Here is a 19,778-nt window from a genome sequence, read left to right as displayed (position 1 = left end):
CGATGCCCTAGCCCTGATAGAAGTGGAAATCCTTTTACAACACAGTAAGGGTTCAAAACCCTGACTGGGTTGTAAAAGATTGAAACGAATAGCAGGAAATAGCTCCTGCATTTACTGAAAAATAGCAATTGACAATACACTTATAATCAAAACTAATTTATGAATGGTGTTTGATTAGTTTTTAATTTCTAAATTTGTACTCAGGTTTGAAACCTTAAACGTTTAAATAAAAAAATATGGCATTAGCAATAACAGACGCTACTTTTGATGAAGTAGTTTTGAAATCAGACAAACCGGTAATGGTGGATTTTTGGGCAGCATGGTGCGGTCCTTGTAGAATGGTTGGACCAATCATTGACGAAATCAGCGAAGAATACGCTGGAAAAGTAGTCGTAGGAAAAGTAGATGTTGACGCAAACCAGGAATTTGCAGCAAAATACGGAGTGAGAAATATTCCAACAGTGTTGGTTTTTCATAACGGAGAAGTAGTAGGGAAACAAGTAGGAGTTGCACCGAAACAAACCTACGCGGATAGTTTAGACGCTTTGTTGTAATCGGTAGATTATGATTTACATAGAATCTGTAAAGGATTCAGATGAAAGGTTTGGCGAAAGTCAAGCCTTTTTTTGTTTAAGCTGAATTTATTTCAGCTTCCCGATTTAGTTTTCTTTTTGTAATCTTTTAATTTTAAAATCATTCCATCTTTTACTACATTTGAGATATGAAGATCGAATCGCAAATAGAGAAAATTTCCAGTTTTCAGCATCTTGAATTGCTGGCCAATCAGGTTGTGGAAGGGTTTATTTCGGGCATGCATAAAAGTCCGTTTCATGGATTTTCGGCTGAATTTGCGGAGCATAAAGTCTATAATGTAGGCGAAAGCACGAAACACATCGATTGGAAATTATTTGCCAAAACGGATCGTTTGTACACGAAACGATTTGAGGAAGAGACCAATTTGCGTTGCCACATCATCATTGATAATTCCTCATCGATGCATTATCCTAAATTAAAAGACAGTCAGCAGTTCTATGAAAACAAAATTGGATTTTCGGTTTTGGCTTCGGCAGTTTTAATGAATCTTTTGAAGAAGCAACGCGATGCTGTGGGACTAAGTGTCTTTTCGGATAAATATGAATACTACGCGCCCGAAAAAGGCAGTGATCGCCATCACAGAATGATTTTGAATGCACTTGAAGGGCTGTTGGAAAAACCTGCAGTCAAAAAAGGCACTGACACAATTACTTTTTTGCATCAAATAGCGGAGAAAATCCATCGCCGTTCGATGATTATTCTTTTTACGGATATGTTTCAATCCAGTCCCGAATCCCGAAGTCTCGGGACGGGAGAAGCGTCGAGAGAAGAAGCACTGTTTAATGCGCTGCAACATTTGAAACACAACAAGCATAAAGTGGTTTTATTTCATGTTGTGGATAACAAAACGGAGCTGAATTTTGACTTTGACAACACGCCAAGGAAGTTTATTGATGTGGAATCGGGTGAAGAAGTAGCAGTTTTTGCAGATAATGTGAAAGAAGAATACGAAAAACAGGTAGAAAGTTACTTCAAGAAGCTGGCGTTAACCTGCGCGCAAAACCGAATAAAGTACATTCCGGTAGGCGTAGGTGAAAGTTTCGAAAAAATTTTAATGACATACTTAGTTGAAAAACAAAACTTTGGGTGATACGGCAAATTTTTATCAAATATTTTTTCAAAAAACGCTTGCGTAAACGGAAATCTATTGTATCTTTGCCACCGCAATAAAGCAGCAGGTTTGGTAGTTCAGTTGGTTAGAATACATGCCTGTCACGCATGGGGTCGCGGGTTCGAGTCCCGTCCAGACCGCTAATATTGGGGAAAGCCTTTCGTAACTGAAAGGCTTTTTTGCCCCAATAAGGTATCTAAAGCTAGTTGTGTTGTTTGCTATGAATTTGTAACTCGTAGCGGGTTTAGTAGTTAGACCAATGAAAAGCTTTCCACTTTTGTGGATGGCTTTTTTGATTTAAAAATAAAGCAGGTTTGGTAGTTCAGTTGGTTAGAATACATGCCTGTCACGCATGGGGTCGCGGGTTCGAGTCCCGTCCAGACCGCTAGATTTAAGAAGGCCTTTCGTAACGGAAAGGCTTTTTTGATTTAAGGATATTTATAAATTAAAATAATTCTGATTTATACTGCCAGACAAGCGTTAGAAACAATCCCAAATACATCACGCAAACCACAAATTTCATAAAACTGGAAGTCAGTAAACCAATAAATGATCCGGTGGCTGCTTTCAAAGCCCGTTTGTGATCTTTAGAATCGAAAATAAGTTCTCCAATTAAAGCGCCAACGAAGGGGCCTATAAGAAAACCAAAAGGGATAGGAGCAAGAATTCCTATAGTCAAACCAATATTCGTTCCCCAAATACCATACGAACTGCCACCGAATTTTTTGGTTCCTCTGGAAGGAATGACATAATCCAAAACAGAAATAATGATGGTAATCAATAAAGCAATTCCAAGAATCCAATAATTAGCTGGTACAGCATTCGTGAAATAAAGTAACAGTAAACCAACCCAGCTGATACTTGGTCCAGGTAAAACGGGCAAAAAGCTTCCAAAAATGCCTGTAATCATGCACGAAAAACCAAGAATTAAAAGTAATATATCCATAGAATTATTTTAGTAATTTTGAAAAACCAAGAAGCAAGGTCTATTTTCTAAACGAATATGAGAAAAATAATTTTAGTATTTACCATTACGCTATTTTTCATGATTTCTCAGGAGTCCTTACAAGCCCAAGAGAAAACGGTGAATACTGGTGATGCTCTTTTGAAAGAAAATTTATATAATGCCAATAAAGTAAAAGTATCAAATTTTTCTTTGAAACAGTTTGACGCACTTTTTTTTGAATTTTTCGATAAAAAAGCCAATCCCAATTTAGTATTAACAAAGGAAGAATTCTATAAATACACGATTCAGATTGCTATTTTTTCAGATCGATTGGTCGCATTATATCCGGAACAAAAAGAAATTGCTGCCGAAAACAAAAAGAAATGGTTTGCTGAAACCTACGAAGATTATTTGCTTTCTAAAGCAACTCAAAAAAAATAATTGTATTTTTATAAAATATTAGTTCAATTGAAAAACAAAACCTTGAAGCACTATTACCTTTTTTTAGTAATTATACTTTTTAATTCCTGCCAATATTTCGAAAAGCAAGTGCCTTCGGAAAAGGAATTGTTACAAAAGGAACTGAAATCCATCAACTGGAAAGAAGTTGATGAATTTCCATCGGTTGTAGATTGTGAAAAAATTGAGAATAAAATACAACGCCAACAATGTTTTTTTGAAGTTTTAATACAACTGATTCAGCAAAAACTGAGCGTTGATACCCTTTCTGTTCTTTATCCGGAATTGGACACGATTGAAGTAAAAGTCACTATTTTTCCTAACGCCACGATGCGATTCGAACCGCAATTTCCAAAAGATTCAGTGGCTTACGACAGAATTAAAATTGACAGCATCCTAAAAGCGCGTTTGGTTGATTTTCCAAAAGTGAATCCAGCCATCAAACGCGGAATTCCTGTAAAAACACAATTTATTCTTCCCGTAATTCTAAAAGTAGAGTAGTTTTGTCATCCTGAGCAGTCGAAGGAGGAGCTATTTCCAGCTGTTCACTATATCTTTTTCTTTTTAAAGAAAAAAGAAAAAGGATGCCGTTTCCATCTGGGCTAGGGCTTTTGTCTAAAATCACAACTATTGTAGTTTAATATTCTGCAATCTGCAACCTGAGAGCTGCTATTTAAACTTTCTCCCTTTCCACTCATATTTTCCAAACAACGAATACAAAGCTACACTTACGCTAAAAAAAGGATATAACAAACTGCTCAAAATCAAATAGCGGATTTTGCTTTTATTCAAAAAACGATTCGCCTTGTAAATTAAAACAGCATCAACAGTAAACTTCGATAAAAACATTAAAAAGATATTTGGTAACGCAAACAAACCTAACACCCAACACCCAACACCTAATATCCAGCACAAATTTCCCATAAAAACTAATACTCCCAATCCTTTCCCGAAACTGCTTTGATAGGAACTTGTTTTAGATGCCCAACGAACGTGTTGATAAAATAACGATTTCCAATCATTCAATGGTTTTGTGATGACAATGGTATTTTCAGATTTCAAATAATGGACTTTTTCAGGAAATTGGGCAATCGCTTTTTGCAACAGGAAAACATCATCGCCACTTGCAATCCCATCATTTCCATTAAAGCCATTTAGTTCTTGAAAAAACGATTTGGTGTAGGCAAAGTTGGCACCATTACACATAAATCCTTTTTTAATTCCAAAACTCCCGATTGTAGCGCCTTGTAAACTAGCCAAATCCAATTGTTGGAAATGATGCAGAAATGAATCATTGCAATCATACGTTACCGCTCCGGCAATCATCGAAACAGCATGTAGCTGAATGTAATTATCCAGTGTCAATAACCAGTTTTTATTGGCTACGCAATCGGCATCAGTGGTGATGATCCATTCCGTGTTTACGATTTGCATTGCAGTTACAATCGCATCTTTCTTGGGCGAGTTTGAAACCTGAATGATTTTTATGACCGAAACTTTAAACTTTAAATTTTGAATTTTAAAACCATCAGTTGATTCGTCATCGACCAAAATCACTTCAAACAATTCCATCGGATAATTCAACTTCGATAGACTGTCTAATAAAACAGGTAGATTCTCCGCTTCATTCCGAAAAGGAACAATAATCGAGAATTTTGTTTTTGGCTTTAAACCAATATAATCAATAGTATTTACTTTGGTGAAACCATAAATTAACAGTCCAATAGAAACCGCATAAATCAAAAGTAAAAAAAATAAAATAATTGTAATCATGATTATTTTATTAAGTTTTATCTCCCTCTCCTTTGGAGAGGGTTGGGGAGAGGATTTTAAAATTCAACACATAATAACTGCCAATCACTACCGGTAAAACCACATTCAGGAACCACATGAGCGTGGTCACAAAAATCACTATCCATTCGTTTACGCCAAGAATTCCAAAGAAATAAACGGCTACACTTCCTTTCACAGCAAAGTCCAAAAACTGAAAAGTAGGCAAGGAGGAAGCCAAAAAATAAACACTTGTAATCGTGGCAATTACTATTAGATAAGGCAGATCAACATCAAAAGCGATAAATAAAAAATAATATTGATGTGAAAAAACCAGGAAACGACAAATCGCTAAAAAGATGTTTTTTTGATGAATGGGTTTTGGAATTTCATTAATCTTATGAATCAGTCTTTCGATGGAATAGCCTTTAATCGTGAATTTTTTCAAGAGAAAAGAAACAAGAAATAAGAGTATTAGCAATCCAAAAAGTAGCGCAACGGTTTTTGTGGTAATCACATTGTACTGTGCATTGAAATACAATAAGCCGAAAACCCCAAAAATAACGGTCAAAATCATTTGGATTCCGTTGCAAATCAGGTTTAAAAAAATGACGTTTTTAGTGTCTTTTTTTTCAAAAAACAATGCTTTTCCGGCATATTCGCCTATGCCGTTTGGAGTAAACAGTCCGGCAGTCAGTGCGCCAAGAACTTGTTTAGTTGCCTCGCCTAACGATATTTTATGGATAAATCCGACCAAATTCTGCCACTTCAAAATTTCAAAAAATCGATTCAAAACACTCAACAACAAAATAAAAGCGATTCCCCCAACTGAGATTTTCTTGAATAAAACAAGGAATTTTTGCCAATCCAGTTTGTCATTATTCGCCAATTGATTGTAAATAAAATAGAATGCGCCACCCACAATCAAAACTTTGATTATAAGAACGAGGAATTGCTTAGCTTTGTGAGGAATTGGAATCATTACTGCAAAGTAAAGGAAAAACAGTTCAAATTCCTTAAGGTTACAGAAATCATAAAGTTTTAAATCATAATTAAAATCTGTGAAATTCATTTTTTTAAGAATTATAAATTCGTGAAAATTCGTGAAATTCGTGTTTAAATATAAAAATTGGCAAACGAACGCATCATATTAGGAATTGACCCAGGAACAACCATTATGGGTTTTGGACTGATAAAGGTTATCAATAAAAAAATGGAATTTTTGCAACTCAACGAATTGCAATTGTCCAAATACGACAACCATTATCAAAAACTGAAAATCATTTTTGAACGTACCATAGAGTTAATCGAAACGCATAATCCTGACGAAATTGCGATTGAAGCGCCTTTCTTTGGTAAAAATGTGCAATCCATGTTGAAGTTAGGACGCGCACAAGGCGTGGCCATGGCGGCAGGACTTTCGAGAGGTATTCCAATTACGGAATACGAACCTAAAAAAATAAAAATGGCGATAACCGGCAACGGAAACGCCAGTAAAGAACAGGTTGCCAAAATGCTCCAACAATTATTAGGCTTGAAAGAACTACCAAGAAATCTCGATAGTACCGATGGATTGGCGGCAGCAGTTTGTCATTTTTTCAATTCGGGAAAAGTGGTTGGCGCTAAAAGTTATACGGGTTGGGACGCTTTTGTGAAACAAAATGAAGAACGAATAAAAAAGTGATCAGTGTTCAGTATTTAAGTGTTCAGTTATGTTGGGCAGAAAATTAGTGATCAGTGTTCAGATTTTTAGTAATCAGTAGTTTTGATTAAATTAGTGTGATCAGTTTTTAAAATGTATATATGAGATTTCAAGATTTATTAGCCTATAAAAAATCATTTGCATTAGCAATGAAGATTTTTGAAATAACAAAATCATTTCTAAAGGAAGAAACCTATTCATTAACGGATCAAATTCGGCGTTCTTCAAGGAGTACTCCTGCAACTATTGCTGAAGCATATAGAAAGAGGATTTATCCAAAACATTTTTATAGTAAGTTGACCGATTCTGATGGAGAAAATTCAGAAACTCAAGTTTGGTTAGAGTTTGCGGTGTCTTGTAAATATATTTCCGAAGCTATTTATCAGGAATTTGTTTCTGAAAGTTTAGAAATTGGAAAACTTATTAATTATATGATATTGAACCCTGAGAAATTTGGAGTTAAAAACAGTGTTCAGTAATCAGTTATTTAGTGTTCAGTATATATCTGACTACATAACTGATTACTGAACACTTTCTCATGACTGAACACTAAAAAGCTGAACACTGAACACTAAATTAATGAGCGGAATCTACATCCACATACCATTTTGCAAGCAGGCGTGTCATTACTGCGACTTTCATTTTTCGACTTCGATGAAGAAGAAAGAAGAAATGGTTTTGGCTATTGCCAAAGAAATTCAAATGCGTGCAAGTGAGTTTGAAAATGACCCGAGCGAAAGCGAACAGGCGAAGCAAATTATTGAAACCATTTATTTTGGCGGTGGAACACCTTCTGTTTTAACATCCGGAGAAATTGAATTTTTAATCGCGGCAGTTTATAGCAATTATAGAGTCTCAGAAAATCCTGAAATCACGCTTGAAGCCAATCCTGATGATTTGTCAAGTGAACGAATAATCGAATTGTCCAAAAGCCCAATCAATCGTTTAAGTATCGGGATTCAGTCGTTTTTTGAAGAAGATTTAAGAATGATGAACCGAGCTCATAATTCGGCGGAAGCCAAAAAATGTTTGGAAGAAGCTACCAAGTATTTTGACAATATTTCCCTCGATTTGATTTACGGAATTCCGGGAATGAGCAACGAGAAATGGAGGCAAAACATTGAAACAGCTTTGTCATTTGGTATTCCGCATATTTCGAGTTACGCTTTGACGGTGGAACCAAAAACGGCATTGAACAAATTGATTCAAACGGGAAAAATTGCAGCGCCTAAAGATGAAGTCGCCCAAGAGCATTTTGCTATTTTGGTCGAAACGCTTGAAGCCAATGATTTTATTCATTATGAATTATCGAATTTTGGAAAAGAGAATTACTTTTCAAAAAACAATTCGGCGTATTGGTTAGGGAAAAAATACATTGGAATTGGTCCTTCGGCACACAGTTATAACGGAATTTCCCGAAGTTGGAATGTTTCGAATAATTCAATTTATTTGAAATCCATTCAAGAAAATAAACTTCCTAACGAAATAGAAATCCTTTCGACAGCTGATCGATACAACGAATACATTATGACGGGTTTACGAACGGTTTGGGGTGTTTCTTTGGAAAGAATCGAAACCGAATTTGGAAGTGCATATTTGGAGTATCTTAATAAACAGATTCAGAAATTCCTTGATGATGATTTAGTTTTTATCGAAAATAATATTTTGAAGCCTACCAAAAAAGGAAAGTTTTTGACTGACGGAATTGCATCGGATTTGTTTATCCTGAACTAGTTTCAGGATCTGTTGATTTTTAATTGATTTTGTATGGAAAAAGGATTTACATATATTTTGACTAATAAAAATGCCACTGTTTTATATGTTGGAGCAACCAAAAATCTTAAAAATAGAGTAGATTGTCATAGAAATGGTACAGGTGCAGTTTTTACAAAAAAATATAATGCTACTATTTTAATATATTTTGAAGTATTTGATGATTTAAGCGAGGCTTTTAAAAGAGAAAAACAACTCAAAAATTGGCATAAAGACTGGAAATGGAATATCGCAAAACTTTCAAATCCTGAATTAAAAGATTTATATTTGAACTTATAAAGTATCTCCGATGAGATGCTGAAATAAATTCAGCATAAATGTTAGCAACAATCCAACATCAAAATCAAACCTTCGAAGTCGACTTATCGAAACCTATTGATATCTCTATTCCTTTAACAAATACGGACGAAAATCCTATTGCTTGGTATATCGATAAACCAGTAATAGAACCCGTAGTTTTTGGGGATTGGATTGGGAAAGTTTCGGAAGGAAAGTCATCGACAAACTTTAATAATATTTTCTTTAATCCACACGGACACGGAACCCATACCGAATGTCTGGGTCATATTACACGGAAATTTTATAGTATTAATCAGTCGTTGAAACAGTTTTTCTTTTTGGCGGAATTGGTTTCGGTTCAACCAGAAATACAAGGAAAAGATGTGGTAATTACTAAAAATCTCCTTTCGGTGGCGCTCAAGGGAGCAACACCTGAAGCAATTATTATTAGAACGTTACCCAATTTAGAAACAAAAAAACATTTAAAATATTCGAATACGAACCCACCTTATCTGGATGAAGCTGCTGCGCGTTACATTCGCGAAAGCGGGATTCAACATCTACTAATTGATTTGCCGAGTGTCGATAAAGAACATGATGAGGGAAAACTTTTGGCGCACAAAGCATTTTGGAATGTAACTGATGTGAATAATTTGAATGCAGATGCACGATTGGATTGCACGATTACCGAGATGATTTTTGTTCCAAATGAAGTAAAAGATGGAAGTTATTTGTTGAATTTGCAAATTGCTTCTTTTGAAAATGATGCGAGTCCAAGTAAACCGGTTTTATATAAAATACTATGAAAAACACATTAAAACTCGAAGAATTAGGGTTATTTGTGCTTGGAATTTATTTTTTCAATCAATTAGATTATGCATGGTGGTGGTTTTTGGTTTTAATTTTAGTTCCAGATTTATCCATGATCGGATATGTTTTTGGTGATAAATGGGGTGCTTTATGCTATAATTCATTTCATCATAGAGGTATAGCCATTGCATTATATCTTGTTGGAATCTATTTTTCGAATTCACTAGTTCAACTTTCAGGAATAATGCTATTTACTCACTCTTCAACGGATCGAATGTTTGGTTATGGATTGAAATATGAAACGGGTTTTAAGTATACTCATTTGGGCGAAATAGGAAGAAAATAAAAAAATGAATCTAGAAACATACTACGAATATTGTCTTTCCAAAAAAGGCGTAACGGAACATTTTCCGTTTGATGAAGATACACTGGTTTTTAAAGTGGGCGGAAAAATGTTTGCTTTGTCATCTTTAAGCCAATGGGAAAAAGGACAACCATCAATGAATTTGAAATGTGATCCGGAGCGCGCTGAGGAATTGCGTGCTGAATATGATGCTATTCAACCCGGATTTCACATGAGTAAAATTCATTGGAATACGATTGCTGTAAATGCAGCCGTGCCAGATTCACTCATCAAAGAATTGATAGATCATTCCTACGAATTGGTTTTCAAAAGTTTAACAAAGAAAATGCAGAGTGAAATTCAAGAATTAGAAAATTAGGCATTACTTTTGCGAAGAAAATTAGAATAAAAATTATAAACACATACTGAATAAATTCAGCATAAAAATGAAATGAGCATAATAGTAATTCGATGTAAATACCCGCTGGTATCTGCTAATTACATATGACCATAAAAAGCAATAGAAATAAGCATATGAAAGAACAATTTAAGAAGTTTTTAAACGAAGAACAAGATCCAAAAGCCATCGAAAAAATCGCTTCAAAATTGAGTGATTTATTGATGAAGAACGAAGAAATAGGTTATATCGCGGTACAGAAAAAACCAGCAATTACTGTTCTTCCGGATAGTATTGTTATGACTAATAAAAGAATTATCATTTGTCAGCCAAAAAATCTGGGACTTTCTATGAATTTTATTGATTACACTTGGGACGAGATAGAAGGAACTTTTGTAAAAGAAAATATTCTAGGTTCAGAGTTTTCTTTTACAACGAGAACCAATATGGAGGTTTCGATTGATTATATTCCTAAAATACAAGCTCGAAAGATTTTCACGTACGCCAAAGAACAATTGGATATTTTAAAAACGGGTACTGTTTTAAACGCAACAATAATTGATGAAGTTCCTGTTGCTCCAATGGAAGAAGTGGAAATTATCGAAGAAATGGAAACGGAAGAAGTAACTAGCTTTGCTGAAATAATGCCAGTTACGCCACCAGTTTATACTATGGAAAACGAGCAATTCAACACTTCAGCTGAGACTCCAAAGGAAAATGGATTAAGTGGATTGTCGCAGGATGAACTTTTTGAAAAACTGCAGAATTATAAAAAATTACTGGATAACGGATTGATTTTGCAAGGGGAATATGATGCTTTCAAAAAAGAGATTTTGAGTCATATGTAATTAGTCTTAAAGTCGAAAGTTATAAAGTCAAAAGGTAATACGATATCTTTTGACTTTATAACTTTCGACTTTCTAACATTTAGACTAAAGGGTTCTTTTCTGTTTTTCTACAAAATTATGGGCTTGTAATTCTAGTAATTCAGTCGCTTTTTTGCGCTGTAGGTCGTATAGATTTTTATCTTGGGCAATATCTTCATAGACTTTATCGTGCATAGAAGCGCTGGTTTTTACCAGCAAACTTCGTTGGTATTTGTCTTGGTCCAAAGTAGCTTTTAGAGCCGTTTCCAAATCTTCCAGTTTGAAATCATATTCTCCTTTTGGAGATAACAATTTAGCAATAATAGGAGATGTTTCTATAGCCAGAAACAACAACATAATAAAAAAGGAAGGCAGCCAAGGTAATTTATCCAACGCATTGATTCTAGCCATTAAACCATCGAAACCTTCAATGATAGGTTGGGTTTCGGTAACTTTTTTGTCTAAATTGGTTTGAAGCGTTTTGGATGTTTTTTCTAATGCAGCAATTTTGGCCAAGTTGTTTTTTCTAATGGTATTCAGTTCGGCTGAAGCCAAATTGTGTTTGGCAATTTTTTCTTTAAAAACGGGACCTTTTCCCAGTTTCATTGTTCCTTTTGTCCCTTCAGCCTCTGTGATATAGGTCTCGTATAAGGTATTGACTTCTTTTTCTTTATTGGTAATTTCCGATTTTAAACCAGCAATTTCTGCCTTGTTTTTGTCTAAATCCGATTTGAAATAATTAGCCACTTCTTTTTTGTTATTCAAAGCCATGGCATTTTTCTCTTTCAATAAAACAGTGTTAATTTCTTTTTCGAAAATTTTAATTTCCAATGGTTTCGAAATTACAATAGCAATAATAACCGCCAAAATAATTCGGGGTGTTGCTTGTAGAAATTCACTCCCAAAACGATCTCTTTTTTTGATAGTGGAAACAATAAAACGATCCAAATTGAAAATAAGTAAACTCCATACGAATCCAAAAAGTAATGCGGGATACACGCTATCGAAAACGGTAAAAAGAGCATAAGCACTGGCAATAAAAGCCATAACGGCGGTGAAGAAAACGGTGGCGCCAATACCAACATATTTGGTTTGTTCGCCCTCGGAACAGCCTTCAAGAAGATTTTTGTCGGCTCCCGAACAGAGAATGAAAAATTGTTTTAACATGATTGATTTTTTTGATTGATTGCTTCGCCAGTTCGCCTTTCAGGCTCGTGTGATGAATGCAAATTTAACGCCAAAAAACGAATATTGGTATAAATAGTTGATATGTTTTGAATTAGCTTTTATTGTTATAAGAAAAGAGTTCTTTTAAGTAATGAATTACCAAGTATTTGTCTAGTCCTGAAAAACCGATACAGGATTAATAAAAAAGAGCTGCTCATAACGAACAGCTCTTTTCCTTTTTTGAATTATAATTAACTTATACTAAAGGAGCTCCTGCCATAATTTCGGCATTAGCAAATTCTTCAAATTTGGCAAAATTAGCTTTAAATTTCTGTGCTAATTCAATCGCTTTTTTATCGTATAGTTCCGGATCTTCCCATGTGTTTCTTGGATTTAATATTTCACTTGGAACATTAGGACAAGATTGTGGTTTTGCAATACCGAATACTGTATGATTCGCATACGCTACGTTGTCAAGTTCCCCGTTTAATGCGGCAGTAATCATTGCTCGCGTATATTTTAATTTCATTCGGCTTCCTATTCCGTAAGGGCCGCCTGTCCAACCTGTATTGATAAGCCAAACTTTTACATTGGCATCTTTCATTTTTTTGCTCAACATTTCAGCATATTTTGTTGGGTGTAATGGCATAAAAGGCGCACCAAAACAAGCAGAAAAATTAGGTTGAGGCTCAGTAATTCCAGCTTCAGTTCCGGCAACTTTTGCAGTATATCCAGAAATAAAGTGGTAAGCGGCCTGTCCCGGTGTTAATTTTGAAATTGGAGGTAAAATACCAAAAGAATCGGCAGTTAAGAAAAATATATTTTTAGGATTTTTCCCAATTGAGCCTGGCTGAATATTGTCAATATGATAGATTGGATAACTTACTCTTGTATTTGGTGTTATAGAAACATCTTGGAAATCTACTTCATTAGTTCCTTTTTTAAAAATCACATTTTCTAAAATGGCTCCTTTTTTAATGGCTCTAAAAATATCTGGCTCATTTTCTTCAGAAAGGTTTACTACTTTGGCATAGCAGCCTCCTTCAAAATTGAAAACAGTGTTTTCATTCGTCCAGCCATGCTCATCATCTCCAATAAGTTTTCTTTTTGGATCGGCTGATAAAGTAGTTTTACCGGTTCCTGATAAACCAAAGAAAATAGCGGTATCCCCTTCATCGCCAACATTAGCGCTACAATGCATTGGCAATGTGTTTTTGAAAACGGGTAAAATAAAATTCAAAGCAGAGAAAATTCCTTTTTTCATTTCACCAGTATATCCTGTTCCGCCTATTAGAACTACTTTTCTTGTAAAGTCTAATATGGCGAAATTGCTTTGGCGTGTGCCATCAACTGCTGGGTCTGCGAGGAAACTTGGTACGCATAGCAATGTCCATTCCGGAGAAAAGTGTGCAAGTTCTTCCATTTCTGGTCTCAAAAACATATTGTAGCAAAACAAATTTGCCCAGGCTGTTTCAGTGACAACTCTCACGTTTAATGTGTAATTAGGATCTGCACATACATAGGAGTCTCTAACAAAAACTTCTTTATTGGATAAATAAGTAGTTACTTTTTTATATAAAGCTTCAAAAGCATCTGATTCGAAAGGGATGTTTACTTTTCCCCACCAGACTTGTTTTTCAGTAATACTATCTTTTACAATGAATCGGTCTTGCGGAGAACGTCCGGTATATTCACCGGTATTAATAGCAAGTGCTCCAGTAGAACTTTCGATTCCTTGGCCTGATTGAATGGTTATTTCATGTAATTCATCAGGGGATAACTGGTAATGGATAGTTGCATTTTCAATTCCTAATTCTTTTAACGAAATCGATTGCGTGAAAAGGGTGTTATTGTCCATAAATTTAGTGTTGTGTGTGTTTCTTTTATAGACTGCAAAGGTAGAAATTATATTTCAGGTAACATTTTTATTGTCAAAAATTTATTTATTTTTTCTTTAATAAATTAAATAATAAAACTCCCCAAGCCAGTATTAATAAGAGTCCGCCGATGGGAGTTACAAATCCGATTGCTTTAAAATCAAAAGAAGTGAGGTCGTTTGTTGCCAATAAATAAATCGATCCGGAAAATAAAAATACACCCCAAAAGACCAAATAATAAATAGTTTTTTTTGTTTTTTGGGATAGGCTATTTACAGTTCCAATAAACAATAAAAATAAGGCATGGTACATTTGATAGCGTACTCCAGTCTCAAAAGTGGAAAGTTGTTCTATAGATAGTACTTTTTTTAGGGCATGCGCGCCAAAAGCACCTAAAATTATTGCAATCATCCCAAACACTGCTCCTGTGGAAATTATTTTCTTGTCCATTTTTTTTGTTCTATTTTTCATTACAAAAGTATCTTATTATCTATTCAAATTAAAAGAATTTTATTAGATGCTTTCCATGTCATTTTATTTCTTTATTGGTTTAAATTTGTGATTTATTTTTGCTTTTATTGAAAAATATTTAATGTTTCTGCAAATATCATTTGTTATAAATACAACAAATTAGTATATTTGTGTTATAATTTTTAAAAAAATGAGAACAATTCTAATCATTGGAGCAGGAAGATCAGCATCATCGCTGATACAATATCTTTTAAATAAATCAAATAAAGAGAATTTACATCTTATTATTGGTGATTTGTCGTTGGAATTAGCTCAGAAAAAGACTAATAATCATCCCAATGCAACTCCAATAGCCTTAGACATTTTTGACGAAAGTCAAAGGAAAGAGGCCGTACAAAAAGCCAATATCGTTATTTCGATGTTGCCGGCTCATTTGCATATTGAAGTAGCCAAAGATTGTGTGGTTTATAAAAAGCATTTGGTTACGGCATCTTACGTAAGTGATGCGATGCAAGAATTGGATGCTTTAGCTAAAGAAAATAATTTGGTTTTTATGAATGAAATTGGTCTTGATCCGGGGATTGACCATATGAGTGCCATGAAAGTTATTGACGAAATCAAAGATAAAGGGGGAAAAATGCTTTTGTTTGAATCTTTTTGTGGTGGACTTGTGGCTCCAGAATCAGATACAAACTTATGGAATTATAAATTTACTTGGGCACCTCGAAATGTTGTTCTTGCCGGGCAGGGAGGAGCAGCAAAATTTATTCAGGAAGGTGCTTATAAGTACATTCCGTATGTAAATTTATTTCGTAGAACTGAGTTTCTTGAAGTAGAAGGATATGGTAAATTTGAAGCCTATTCCAATAGAGATTCTCTAAAGTATAGAAGTGTTTATGGACTTGATACTATTCTTACCTTATATAGAGGGACGATTCGTCGTGTTGGTTTTTCGAAAGCGTGGAATATGTTTGTACAATTGGGTATGACCGATGATAGCTATGTAATGGAAGATTCGGAAAACATGAGTTACCGACAATTTGTGAATTCCTTTTTGCCTTATCATCCAACGGATTCTGTGGAAATTAAAATGCGGTTGATTCTTAAAATAGATCAGGACGATATTATGTGGGACAAGCTTTTAGAGTTAGACTTGTTCAATCGCAATAAAAAAGTGGGATTGAAAAATGCTACTCCGGCACAAATTCTCGAAAAAATACTTAGTGATAGCTGGACACTTCAGCCTAAAGACAAAGACATGATTGTCATGTACCACAAATTTGGGTATGAACTAAACGGTCAAGAGCAACAAATAGATTCAAAAATGGTTTGTATAGGAGAAGATCAAACCTATACTGCTATGGCAAAAACCGTTGGTTTGCCTGTTGCTATGGCAACTTTGCTTATTCTCAACGGAAAAATTGCTACGCCAGGAGTACAACTTCCTATTCGTAAAGAAGTGTATCTGCCTATTTTGAAAGAATTAGAAGAATACGGTGTTGTTTTCAAAGAACAAGCAATGCCCTACTTGGGATATAACCCGAATAAAGTTTTTAGTTAGTAGTTTTATTTTAGATTTTTAGTTTGATGAATCCGTTTCTTTTTGAAGCGGATTTGTTTTTTGAAAGGACTATTACTTTGCTTGAATTGTTATTGGTAAGCTGTATTTTACTCTAACAGGTTCGTTGTTGTTTTTACCTGGAATCCATTTTGGACTTAATTTTAAAACTCGAATTGCTTCTTCTGCAGTTCCAAAGCCCATGTCACGAAGAATCTCAAATTCAGAAAGACTTCCGTCTTTCTCTACCATAAAGCTGAGATATAATTTTCCGTTTCCTTTTAATCCTGATGGGGTTTTAAAATTGGAACCTACAAATTTGTAGAATGCTAACATTCCGCCAGGAAATTCAGGTTGTGAGATTTCAGTAATAATCTTGCCTTCACTTGAAATTATATTTGGAGACTCTTGTGCCATAGTTTCTGGGCTAAAAGAAAATAATAGCAGACTAAAAATAACACCTACGCCTACCGTTTTTAATATAATTCTCGTTTTAGATTCTTTTTTTGTCATCATAATTAAACGTTTTTTGGTAATTAAATAGTTAATGGAACTTGCTAATGCGATTTTTCTTTGGTTTGACGCAATGTTTAAGAGCATTTTTTGATAGTAGAAAACAGAATTAAATTTGGCGTTTACGGTTTCATCGGCTAGAAACTCATGGTTTAGTTTGATTGCATGTTTGTAAAGCAGTATAAGTGGATTAAACCAAAACAGAATCTGTAAAACCTCAATGAAAAGAATATCTAAAGTGTGTTTTTGTTTGATATGTACCGCTTCATGAACTATTAGTTCAGGAGCGATATTGTTGTTTTTAAAATCTTGTTCATAGAAAAAGATAGAATTCAAAAATGAATGAGGCACCACTGGTTCTTGTATTAATACCACTTTATTGCCATTTAGAGTTTGTTGCTCATTGTTTTTAATTTTCTTGTAAAAAGAATATAAATTCAAAACAAATCGGATGATAAGAAGTAATGCAACAAGTAAATAAATAGTTACAGCGGTGTAGTTTATCATCTGATTATCTGTAATTGTACTTAAATTTTCGCTGGTTTTTTGAAGTAGAATTTCATTCAGTTGAAAGTGAGTTATCGTATCTGATATTTTTGTTTTAAATGAAAAAAGTTGTAACGGAATAGTTAAACTAAAAATTAAACTGCCAAGCAAATAAATTCTATTGAAATGGTGCATTTTCTCATTTTCTAAAAGGAGTTTGTAAACTGTAATTAGAATGAAAAGGAGTAAACTGGATTTTAAAATATAAAGTATCATTTTTTCTTTTTTTGAAGTTCACTGTCTATTATTTTTTTGAGTTCTTCCAGTTCTGATGCAGATAAATTAGTTTCAGTAGTAAAGAAAGAAGCGAATTGCGAAGCTGAATTGTTAAAGAAATTACTAATCAATCCGTTGACATGTTTGGAGAAATAATCGGTTTTTTTTACCAATGGATAATATTCCCGTGAGTTTCCAAATTCATTGTAGGCAACAAATTTTTTATCAATCATTCTTTTCAATAAAGTGGCCACAGTTGTGGTTGCAGGCTTTGGTTTTGGATAGGCTTGAAGGAGGTCTTTCATGAAGGCTTTTTCCAGTTTCCATAGGTGTTCCATTAATTGTTCTTCTGAATTTGATAATTGCATTTTTGTTTTATTTAGTTTCTGTTTCGGAAAGTGATTCTCCGTTATTGTATTTTTTTATATTTATAAGTTTCCCTTCTTCATCAAAGAAATTCCAATCGCCAAAATAAAACCAATGCATGTTCATGTCGCTTGTTTCTAGTTTTGTTTTTCCTTTGGATTGTATTTTTCCATTTTCATGATAGAAAGTAGTCACACATATGTTGCGCTTGTATTTTTCTCTCTTGATGATTTTGTCATTCAAGTAATAACTCCATTTTTTTATGGGATCTCCTTTGCGATATTTTCCAACCGATTTGTAGTTGGAGCTATCCTGTGAATAAAGCTCTATCCAAAGACCTTCTCTTTTTTTATCTTTTATTTGATTGGTTTTGCAACCAAAAAATAAAAAGACAGTGCCAATTAAAATAATAGTATAGCGCATAATAGAGTTTTGTTCTACGAAAATAGAGTTTGCTCTACAAATGTAGAATTAAAAATTTAATATGCAAATTTTTGAATAAAATATTTTGGTTACTAGGATGTTGCGTTAAGGATTGAAGTGAAAATCCTTTTTATTTTTTTCTTTAAAAAATAAAAAGATTGAGAACAGGAATTGAATTTACTAGGATTGTCGAGCTACTTGTGTGATCTCTCCTTCGTCGAGATGACAAACTTTCTTGATAAAACATACTAAACCACGCACGTTTTGTCATTCCGACGAAGGAGGAATCACATAATATTAGAACACTAGTAGCTCTTAAAAATTGATAAAAACCAGAAAAAAAACCTTAACTTAATGACATTGCGCTCGCGCTAGCCTTTAGATGGCGTTAATCTTTTCTGTTTTTTAAATAGAAATTTCTAGCCAAATTGATTCGTTTGCGTTAAGGATTACTTCACTATACTTTTGTTTTAATTGGAGTTCAGTGAATTTCATTTGAAGTGATATCCTTTTATGGAATGAAATGGAATAAAAGATATAACGGAAAGCCTGACCCGCTTTTTTCGGCGGGGAACGCCCGAAAAAATCCGTCCAAGCTGCAAAACATTATGTGATATTTTTAGAAAAAACTTTGTGAATATTACCAAATTTTGGTACTTTAGTAAAAAATTAAAGTCATGGGAAAGAACACATCAATCTCTTTAGGAAACCATTTTGAGAATTTTGTAGAAAAAAGTGTCTCAAAAGGTCGTTTTCAAAATGCAAGTGAAGTAATTCGAGCTGGTCTTCGTATGTTAGAAGAAGAAGAAGATAGAATTTTAATGTTAAGAAATGCAATCCAGGAAGGTATTGATAGTGGATTAGCAAAGGACTATGATCCAAAAAAACATTTAGAAATGTTGCAAGCAAAGAAAAAAGGGAATGGCTAAATATTATTTGACAAACTTAGCTGTTAACTATTTAGCTGAAATTTGGGACTATACTTATGAAGAATGGTCGGAAAAACAGGCCAATAAATATTATAAACTTATATTAGAATCTTGCCAGGAATTAGCAAATTACCCGAACTTCGGGAAAAATTATGAGTTAGTTCAATCGGATCTTTTAGGATATAAAGCGAATCATCACATTATTTTTTTTAGAATTATTTCAGCCAAAGAGATAGAAATACTAAGAATACTTCACGAAAGGATGGATTTGAAATCTAAGCTTTAAACTCCGCAAAGTGCCCGTTGCATATAGGATTGGGTACAAAGTCTGCACAGTATGCTCGCTTATACATTTTTATATGTATTCTTGAAATAGAAGTATTTTTTATTTATTACCGAATTGCGTTAAGGATTTTAGTGAAAATCCTTTTTATTTTTTTCTTTAAAAAATAAAAAGATTGGGAACGGAAAGCCTGACCCGCTTTTTTCGGCGGGGAACGCCCAAAAAAAATCCGCTCATTAGGGCTACCGTCTGGACACATCTAAAAATAGAACACAGATAACACGGATTGAACAAATTAACACAGTGTCTCGTCCTGAAAAAAGTTTACACTTTTTGTTATTAATCCTGATATAAATTTACATTAATTCTTAATCCTAAA

The 19,778-nt window shown here is 34.1% G+C and carries 24 protein-coding genes and 2 tRNA genes; 17 read left to right on the top strand and 9 right to left on the bottom strand.

The window, feature by feature from the left end; all coding sequences use genetic code 11:
- The first annotated feature begins 236 nt into the window (after nucleotides 1–236).
- The 4 genes from trxA (at nucleotide 237) to ACNO7W_RS15155 (ending at nucleotide 2,090) form a co-directional block, all read left to right on the top strand.
- A complete protein-coding gene (gene trxA, locus ACNO7W_RS15170; protein WP_035668578.1) occupies nucleotides 237–554 on the top strand; it encodes a thioredoxin in 318 nt (105 codons plus the stop codon).
- 167 nt (nucleotides 555–721) lie between these two features.
- A complete protein-coding gene (locus ACNO7W_RS15165; protein WP_417938760.1) occupies nucleotides 722–1,684 on the top strand; it encodes a DUF58 domain-containing protein in 963 nt (320 codons plus the stop codon).
- An 87-nt stretch (nucleotides 1,685–1,771) separates the two neighbouring features.
- Nucleotides 1,772–1,845 (top strand) — tRNA-Asp (locus ACNO7W_RS15160).
- A 171-nt stretch (nucleotides 1,846–2,016) separates the two neighbouring features.
- A tRNA-Asp gene (locus tag ACNO7W_RS15155) sits at nucleotides 2,017–2,090 on the top strand.
- Nucleotides 2,091–2,150: 60 nt separating this feature from the next.
- On the opposite strand, the gene ACNO7W_RS15150 is transcribed toward ACNO7W_RS15155, so the two are convergent.
- Nucleotides 2,151–2,651, bottom strand: a complete 501-nt coding sequence (locus tag ACNO7W_RS15150; RefSeq protein ID WP_417938759.1) for a DUF456 domain-containing protein — start codon at nucleotides 2,649–2,651, stop codon at nucleotides 2,151–2,153.
- A gap of 57 nt (nucleotides 2,652–2,708) precedes the next feature.
- Here ACNO7W_RS15150 and ACNO7W_RS15145 point away from each other — a divergent pair, with 57 nt between their 5' ends.
- Entirely contained in the window at nucleotides 2,709–3,092 is a 384-nt protein-coding gene (locus tag ACNO7W_RS15145) for a hypothetical protein (protein ID WP_143387880.1), read from the top strand.
- Nucleotides 3,093–3,134: 42 nt separating this feature from the next.
- Nucleotides 3,135–3,611, top strand: coding sequence for a hypothetical protein (locus ACNO7W_RS15140; RefSeq protein ID WP_143387920.1), 477 nt, complete (start codon nucleotides 3,135–3,137; stop codon nucleotides 3,609–3,611).
- 168 nt (nucleotides 3,612–3,779) lie between these two features.
- On the opposite strand, the gene ACNO7W_RS15135 is transcribed toward ACNO7W_RS15140, so the two are convergent.
- On the bottom strand, nucleotides 3,780–4,883 hold the full coding sequence (locus ACNO7W_RS15135) for a glycosyltransferase family 2 protein (RefSeq protein WP_417938758.1): 1,104 nt from the start codon (nucleotides 4,881–4,883) through the stop codon (nucleotides 3,780–3,782).
- A gap of 10 nt (nucleotides 4,884–4,893) precedes the next feature.
- A complete protein-coding gene (locus ACNO7W_RS15130; protein ID WP_417938769.1) occupies nucleotides 4,894–5,862 on the bottom strand; it encodes a hypothetical protein in 969 nt (322 codons plus the stop codon).
- Nucleotides 5,863–6,009: 147 nt separating this feature from the next.
- Here ACNO7W_RS15130 and ruvC point away from each other — a divergent pair, with 147 nt between their 5' ends.
- The 8 genes from ruvC (at nucleotide 6,010) to ACNO7W_RS15090 (ending at nucleotide 11,032) form a co-directional block, all read left to right on the top strand.
- Nucleotides 6,010–6,564 (top strand): crossover junction endodeoxyribonuclease RuvC, encoded by a 555-nt coding sequence (gene ruvC / locus ACNO7W_RS15125; protein WP_417938757.1) that lies wholly within the window; start codon nucleotides 6,010–6,012, stop codon nucleotides 6,562–6,564.
- Between the two features lie 119 nt (nucleotides 6,565–6,683).
- Nucleotides 6,684–7,061, top strand: coding sequence for a four helix bundle protein (locus ACNO7W_RS15120; RefSeq protein ID WP_417938756.1), 378 nt, complete (start codon nucleotides 6,684–6,686; stop codon nucleotides 7,059–7,061).
- Between the two features lie 100 nt (nucleotides 7,062–7,161).
- Nucleotides 7,162–8,316, top strand: coding sequence for a radical SAM family heme chaperone HemW (gene hemW, locus ACNO7W_RS15115; protein ID WP_417938755.1), 1,155 nt, complete (start codon nucleotides 7,162–7,164; stop codon nucleotides 8,314–8,316).
- Between the two features lie 33 nt (nucleotides 8,317–8,349).
- Nucleotides 8,350–8,634 (top strand): GIY-YIG nuclease family protein, encoded by a 285-nt coding sequence (locus ACNO7W_RS15110; protein ID WP_417938754.1) that lies wholly within the window; start codon nucleotides 8,350–8,352, stop codon nucleotides 8,632–8,634.
- 38 nt (nucleotides 8,635–8,672) lie between these two features.
- On the top strand, nucleotides 8,673–9,440 hold the full coding sequence (locus ACNO7W_RS15105) for a cyclase family protein (RefSeq protein ID WP_417938753.1): 768 nt from the start codon (nucleotides 8,673–8,675) through the stop codon (nucleotides 9,438–9,440).
- The gene (locus tag ACNO7W_RS15100; protein WP_417938752.1) at nucleotides 9,437–9,790 is read left to right on the top strand and encodes a DUF4260 domain-containing protein; all 354 of its coding nucleotides are present in this window, start codon (nucleotides 9,437–9,439) and stop codon (nucleotides 9,788–9,790) included. The genes ACNO7W_RS15105 and ACNO7W_RS15100 overlap by 4 nt, the downstream gene beginning before the upstream one ends.
- Before the next feature lie 4 nt (nucleotides 9,791–9,794).
- The gene (locus tag ACNO7W_RS15095) at nucleotides 9,795–10,166 is read left to right on the top strand and encodes an MmcQ/YjbR family DNA-binding protein (protein ID WP_417938751.1); all 372 of its coding nucleotides are present in this window, start codon (nucleotides 9,795–9,797) and stop codon (nucleotides 10,164–10,166) included.
- A 155-nt stretch (nucleotides 10,167–10,321) separates the two neighbouring features.
- Nucleotides 10,322–11,032 (top strand): PH domain-containing protein, encoded by a 711-nt coding sequence (locus ACNO7W_RS15090; protein WP_417938750.1) that lies wholly within the window; start codon nucleotides 10,322–10,324, stop codon nucleotides 11,030–11,032.
- A gap of 84 nt (nucleotides 11,033–11,116) precedes the next feature.
- On the opposite strand, the gene ACNO7W_RS15085 is transcribed toward ACNO7W_RS15090, so the two are convergent.
- The 3 genes from ACNO7W_RS15085 to ACNO7W_RS15075 all read right to left on the bottom strand — a co-directional run bounded on the left by ACNO7W_RS15085 (nucleotide 11,117) and on the right by ACNO7W_RS15075 (nucleotide 14,544).
- Nucleotides 11,117–12,217 carry a DUF4407 domain-containing protein gene (locus ACNO7W_RS15085; protein ID WP_417938749.1) on the bottom strand — a complete coding sequence of 367 codons (1,101 nt, stop codon included), beginning with the start codon at nucleotides 12,215–12,217 and terminating at the stop codon, nucleotides 11,117–11,119.
- A gap of 256 nt (nucleotides 12,218–12,473) precedes the next feature.
- Nucleotides 12,474–14,075, bottom strand: coding sequence for a phosphoenolpyruvate carboxykinase (ATP) (gene pckA, locus ACNO7W_RS15080; RefSeq protein WP_417938748.1), 1,602 nt, complete (start codon nucleotides 14,073–14,075; stop codon nucleotides 12,474–12,476).
- Nucleotides 14,076–14,160: 85 nt separating this feature from the next.
- Nucleotides 14,161–14,544, bottom strand: a complete 384-nt coding sequence (locus ACNO7W_RS15075; protein ID WP_417938747.1) for a DUF423 domain-containing protein — start codon at nucleotides 14,542–14,544, stop codon at nucleotides 14,161–14,163.
- 211 nt (nucleotides 14,545–14,755) lie between these two features.
- On the opposite strand from ACNO7W_RS15075, the gene ACNO7W_RS15070 reads away from it, so the two are divergent.
- Nucleotides 14,756–16,126 (top strand): saccharopine dehydrogenase family protein, encoded by a 1,371-nt coding sequence (locus ACNO7W_RS15070; protein WP_417938746.1) that lies wholly within the window; start codon nucleotides 14,756–14,758, stop codon nucleotides 16,124–16,126.
- Between the two features lie 72 nt (nucleotides 16,127–16,198).
- On the opposite strand, the gene ACNO7W_RS15065 is transcribed toward ACNO7W_RS15070, so the two are convergent.
- Genes ACNO7W_RS15065 through ACNO7W_RS15055 form a run of 3 tightly spaced genes read right to left on the bottom strand, consistent with a single transcriptional unit; the run spans nucleotide 16,199 to nucleotide 18,187 of the window.
- Complete coding sequence (locus ACNO7W_RS15065) at nucleotides 16,199–17,398, bottom strand: M56 family metallopeptidase (RefSeq protein ID WP_417938745.1); 1,200 nt, start codon at nucleotides 17,396–17,398, stop codon at nucleotides 16,199–16,201.
- Nucleotides 17,395–17,766 (bottom strand): BlaI/MecI/CopY family transcriptional regulator, encoded by a 372-nt coding sequence (locus tag ACNO7W_RS15060; RefSeq protein WP_143387864.1) that lies wholly within the window; start codon nucleotides 17,764–17,766, stop codon nucleotides 17,395–17,397. Before ACNO7W_RS15060 ends, ACNO7W_RS15065 begins: the two co-directional genes overlap by 4 nt.
- Nucleotides 17,767–17,773: 7 nt before the next feature.
- On the bottom strand, nucleotides 17,774–18,187 hold the full coding sequence (locus tag ACNO7W_RS15055) for a hypothetical protein (protein WP_143387863.1): 414 nt from the start codon (nucleotides 18,185–18,187) through the stop codon (nucleotides 17,774–17,776).
- A 677-nt stretch (nucleotides 18,188–18,864) separates the two neighbouring features.
- On the opposite strand from ACNO7W_RS15055, the gene ACNO7W_RS15050 reads away from it, so the two are divergent.
- Together ACNO7W_RS15050 and ACNO7W_RS15045 are read left to right on the top strand one after the other, a co-directional pair.
- Entirely contained in the window at nucleotides 18,865–19,116 is a 252-nt protein-coding gene (locus ACNO7W_RS15050; RefSeq protein WP_417938744.1) for a type II toxin-antitoxin system ParD family antitoxin, read from the top strand.
- A complete protein-coding gene (locus tag ACNO7W_RS15045) occupies nucleotides 19,109–19,402 on the top strand; it encodes a type II toxin-antitoxin system RelE/ParE family toxin (RefSeq protein WP_417938743.1) in 294 nt (97 codons plus the stop codon). Before ACNO7W_RS15050 ends, ACNO7W_RS15045 begins: the two co-directional genes overlap by 8 nt.
- Nucleotides 19,403–19,778 lie beyond the last annotated feature (376 nt).

This window comes from Flavobacterium sp. ZB4R12, from assembly GCF_048276375.1.
GTDB lineage: Bacteria > Bacteroidota > Bacteroidia > Flavobacteriales > Flavobacteriaceae > Flavobacterium > Flavobacterium gawalongense.
Note: the sequence above shows the minus strand (reverse complement) of the source record. Positions and strands in the feature narration are given on the sequence as shown.

Coding starts and splice junctions, on each gene's coding strand:
- ACNO7W_RS15135 (WP_417938758.1), bottom strand. CDS start 4,883: ATGATTACAATTATTTTATTTTTTTTACTTTTGATTTATGCGGTTTCT.
- ACNO7W_RS15095 (WP_417938751.1), top strand. CDS start 9,795: ATGAATCTAGAAACATACTACGAATATTGTCTTTCCAAAAAAGGCGTA.
- pckA (WP_417938748.1), bottom strand. CDS start 14,075: ATGGACAATAACACCCTTTTCACGCAATCGATTTCGTTAAAAGAATTA.
- hemW (WP_417938755.1), top strand. CDS start 7,162: ATGAGCGGAATCTACATCCACATACCATTTTGCAAGCAGGCGTGTCAT.
- ACNO7W_RS15130 (WP_417938769.1), bottom strand. CDS start 5,862: ATGATTCCAATTCCTCACAAAGCTAAGCAATTCCTCGTTCTTATAATC.
- ACNO7W_RS15150 (WP_417938759.1), bottom strand. CDS start 2,651: ATGGATATATTACTTTTAATTCTTGGTTTTTCGTGCATGATTACAGGC.
- ACNO7W_RS15110 (WP_417938754.1), top strand. CDS start 8,350: ATGGAAAAAGGATTTACATATATTTTGACTAATAAAAATGCCACTGTT.
- ACNO7W_RS15070 (WP_417938746.1), top strand. CDS start 14,756: ATGAGAACAATTCTAATCATTGGAGCAGGAAGATCAGCATCATCGCTG.
- ACNO7W_RS15100 (WP_417938752.1), top strand. CDS start 9,437: ATGAAAAACACATTAAAACTCGAAGAATTAGGGTTATTTGTGCTTGGA.
- ACNO7W_RS15060 (WP_143387864.1), bottom strand. CDS start 17,766: ATGCAATTATCAAATTCAGAAGAACAATTAATGGAACACCTATGGAAA.
- ACNO7W_RS15145 (WP_143387880.1), top strand. CDS start 2,709: ATGAGAAAAATAATTTTAGTATTTACCATTACGCTATTTTTCATGATT.
- ACNO7W_RS15085 (WP_417938749.1), bottom strand. CDS start 12,217: ATGTTAAAACAATTTTTCATTCTCTGTTCGGGAGCCGACAAAAATCTT.
- ACNO7W_RS15065 (WP_417938745.1), bottom strand. CDS start 17,398: ATGATACTTTATATTTTAAAATCCAGTTTACTCCTTTTCATTCTAATT.
- ACNO7W_RS15045 (WP_417938743.1), top strand. CDS start 19,109: ATGGCTAAATATTATTTGACAAACTTAGCTGTTAACTATTTAGCTGAA.
- ACNO7W_RS15075 (WP_417938747.1), bottom strand. CDS start 14,544: ATGGACAAGAAAATAATTTCCACAGGAGCAGTGTTTGGGATGATTGCA.
- trxA (WP_035668578.1), top strand. CDS start 237: ATGGCATTAGCAATAACAGACGCTACTTTTGATGAAGTAGTTTTGAAA.
- ACNO7W_RS15055 (WP_143387863.1), bottom strand. CDS start 18,187: ATGCGCTATACTATTATTTTAATTGGCACTGTCTTTTTATTTTTTGGT.
- ACNO7W_RS15120 (WP_417938756.1), top strand. CDS start 6,684: ATGAGATTTCAAGATTTATTAGCCTATAAAAAATCATTTGCATTAGCA.
- ACNO7W_RS15090 (WP_417938750.1), top strand. CDS start 10,322: ATGAAAGAACAATTTAAGAAGTTTTTAAACGAAGAACAAGATCCAAAA.
- ACNO7W_RS15050 (WP_417938744.1), top strand. CDS start 18,865: ATGGGAAAGAACACATCAATCTCTTTAGGAAACCATTTTGAGAATTTT.
- ACNO7W_RS15105 (WP_417938753.1), top strand. CDS start 8,673: ATGTTAGCAACAATCCAACATCAAAATCAAACCTTCGAAGTCGACTTA.
- ACNO7W_RS15165 (WP_417938760.1), top strand. CDS start 722: ATGAAGATCGAATCGCAAATAGAGAAAATTTCCAGTTTTCAGCATCTT.